General features: G+C 44.0%; 4 protein-coding genes. All 4 read right to left on the bottom strand.

All coding sequences use genetic code 11. The annotated features are described in order from the left end of the window. Nucleotides 1–262: 262 nt before the first annotated feature. The gene (locus A4U59_RS04140) at nucleotides 263–1396 is read right to left on the bottom strand and encodes an MBL fold metallo-hydrolase (protein WP_066175872.1); all 1134 of its coding nucleotides are present in this window, start codon (nucleotides 1394–1396) and stop codon (nucleotides 263–265) included. 66 nt (nucleotides 1397–1462) lie between these two features. Then, a complete protein-coding gene (locus tag A4U59_RS04145) occupies nucleotides 1463–1762 on the bottom strand; it encodes a rhodanese-like domain-containing protein (RefSeq protein ID WP_083270648.1) in 300 nt (99 codons plus the stop codon). A 42-nt stretch (nucleotides 1763–1804) separates the two neighbouring features. Then, on the bottom strand, nucleotides 1805–2182 hold the full coding sequence (locus A4U59_RS04150) for a rhodanese-like domain-containing protein (protein WP_066175875.1): 378 nt from the start codon (nucleotides 2180–2182) through the stop codon (nucleotides 1805–1807). A 210-nt stretch (nucleotides 2183–2392) separates the two neighbouring features. Further along, complete coding sequence (locus A4U59_RS04155; protein ID WP_066175878.1) at nucleotides 2393–2653, bottom strand: metal-sensitive transcriptional regulator; 261 nt, start codon at nucleotides 2651–2653, stop codon at nucleotides 2393–2395. Nucleotides 2654–2930: the final 277 nt, after the last annotated feature.

Below are 2930 nucleotides of genomic sequence, written 5' to 3' on the forward strand. Positions count from 1 at the left end.
TGAACGGCAGTTCAGTGCCTGTAATCAGTGGATGAAACCGAAATCCGAACACCCCGATATCATCTGAGAATTACTGCCTGTACTGTCCAATTCAGCGACTTTACTGTCCTGCTCGACAACTTTCCAGGACCATGGCCGATTATCCGCACATTATACATCAAAAAAGCAATCCCCGCCGCATCGGCAGGGATTGCTGCATTCGCTCTGTATCAATAGTGGTAAGTGGAGTGAAAAAAATCAATCACAGGACGATTGTCATCAATTAGGCAGTATGGTGGACAGCACAGCGGTTCGGGCCGATTTCAAGTTCTTGCTGCTTCTCGGTATCGGCATCCATTTCCCCGCGGTTGATTGCAACGATTTCTTCGAAGTTCGGCGGTGTTTCAGTGCTTGCGGAAGCCGCAACATGATCGACGAACTCATCTTCTGATTTATTCATCATGATTTCGTTGCGCTCACGGATATGGCCAAGCGATTCGCCGATATATCCTTCGCTGTTCACTTCTTCATCAAAGTCGGCATAGTGGGCAGGAAGCACGATGACTTCATCACCGATCTCAGAAACTTTCTCATAAACTGTTTCGTAAAGATCTTTTGCCCATTCGCGCACTTTTCCGCCGAGGTCCGGACGTCCAAGCCCGCTTACAAAAATCGTATCACCTGAGAAAAGGACTTTATCATTTACGAAGAATGATACACTTCCTGGTGTATGTCCTGGTGTTTTAACTGCAAGAACTTCAAGCTTGACGTTTTCAAATTCGATTTTGTCATGGTTTTCAAGCGCTTCGAAGTCGAATTTCGCGCCTTCGCTCTTCATGAGATAGTATTTCGCGCCGGTGTCTTCCGCAAGCTCGCGGCCGCCGGAAATATGGTCGGCATGAAGGTGTGAATCGACAATATGCGTAATTTTCACATTATCAGCTGCAGCCGCTTCTTTATATTCTTCTGTGAAACGGGCCGGGTCGACAACGACTGCTTCATCGCCGGATACGACCATGTAAGAAAGGCAGCCTTTGCCTACACGGACAAACTGGTACACCTTGATGTCATCATCTTGATACACTTCTGTCTTGTACAGATATTCGCTCCATGATTTCATGCCGCCTTCAAGGAACCTCGTATCAAGTCCCTCTTCGCTGACCATTTCCGCTACCATTTTCGAAGATCCTTCTTTTGCGCAGACAACGACGATTTCCTTGTCTTTTGGAAGCTTATCCATTACTTCCTCTACTCCATCAATCAATTCGAAGTATGGGATATTCAAGTAATCAAGCTTTTGTCCTTCAACTTTCCAATCGCTGAAATCAGACTCATTGCGGACGTCAAAGATGAACAATTCTTCACCGCTGTTGATCTTGTCAAAAAGTTCTCCTGCTTTAATTGATTTTACACTCATGTTTACATTTCCCCCTTGAAATATTGTTTGACCAAACTTTCCCCCAAAAGATTTGGCTTTACTTAATTAATTCAGGTCCCCTGTCCAGGACATAAGGCCGCCTTCCATGTTCTTCACCTTGTAACCTCTGCTTTCAAGAAGCTGTGAGCCAAGCGAGCTGCGGTTTCCTGACCTGCAAACGACAATATATTCTTTTCCTTTGTCCAATTGATCCAGGCTCTGCAGTAAGAAGCCGAGCGGGATATTTATGGAACCAGGAATTTTTCCTGCAGCGAACTCATAAGGTTCGCGTACATCCAAGATGTTCAATCCTTCTGTTTTATGAAGCTCATTTACTGATGTCGGTGTAATATCCATTACTGGCATTTCCTTCAATCCTCTCTGAATTCGTATAATATTTTTATGTTTTTAAACTCGCTGGCCCTGCCAGGCACTCATGCCGCCTCTGACATTGGCCACTTTCTCAAAACCTAACTTTTTCAGTTTTTTCGATGCGACGCCGCTTCTGTTGCCGCTCTGGCAAATAAGGACAAGTTCTTTATCCTTCGGCAGCTCAGACGTCCGTGCTTGAATTTGCTGAAGCGGAATATTTTTGAACTTCTTGATATGGCCGCTTTTGTATTCACCCGGAGTGCGCACATCGATGTAATATGCAGTTTTATTGTTCTTCTTCATTTCATCCGCAAGTTCAGCTGTTGTCAGCTGGCGAACCCCCTTGGCAGGGGCTGAACGTTTAATGAAAAGAAATACGACAAGCCCTAATGCGATAATCCAAATCCAATCCAATCCAATCTTCCTTTCATTATGAAATTTCTACGTTCGAAAACTTAGCTACCGTTACCCCTATGGGTATAATATTAAATGAAAAAATTTTTGTCAACCCTTTTTTTACCCCTTAAAAAAATAGGCCGACAAACAGATTTTGATGCCTGCCTGATCACTTGTTGTTCATATCGTGCAACTACTGGTACCGTCTAGAAGTAAATTCTCCGGCTGCTATCTGCTCCGGATCAGCAAGTTAATGGCTTCTTCAACGCGTTCGCTGCTTTCTTCGCCTGACTCTTCTTGCTGGACGATACAATGCTGAAGGTTCTGGCCGAGAATGTGTCCCATTGCCCGGTCAAGCGCAGAACGTGATGCGGTCAACTGAGTGATGACATCTTTGCACTCTTTTTCGTCCTCCATCATGCGGATAATTCCGCGAATTTGCCCCTCAACACGCTTCAAACGATTTTTAACCTCAGGAGCATATTCCATTGCATTTCCTCCTCAATATTAAAGTAAAGAAAGTTGTTTACATCTTAATGTTCTCAGTTTCCGAAACAACATTCATTTATACCTGTAAGGGTATTATAGCAACCGCGAATATGGTTGTCAAATCATGAAGTAATTTGTTTTTATCCGAGCAGCCAGGACCTGCTTAACCGCTCTAGCATATGAATTGCACACTCATAAACACAGTTCAGCCAGCTCTCGACGATACAAATAAGTTTCAGCATCTGCACTGCTTTAAATTCCCATCTATTTTATGTTG

This window comes from Bacillus marinisedimentorum (genome assembly GCF_001644195.2).
GTDB lineage: Bacteria > Bacillota > Bacilli > Bacillales > Bacillaceae_O > Bacillus_BL > Bacillus_BL marinisedimentorum.

Bases quoted from the DNA above. Each gene is read 5' to 3' on its own strand.
- A4U59_RS04155 (WP_066175878.1), bottom strand. From the start codon at position 2,653: ATGGAATATGCTCCTGAGGTTAAAAATCGTTTGAAGCGTGTTGAGGGG.
- A4U59_RS04145 (WP_083270648.1), bottom strand. From the start codon at position 1,762: ATGCCAGTAATGGATATTACACCGACATCAGTAAATGAGCTTCATAAA.
- A4U59_RS04140 (WP_066175872.1), bottom strand. From the start codon at position 1,396: ATGAGTGTAAAATCAATTAAAGCAGGAGAACTTTTTGACAAGATCAAC.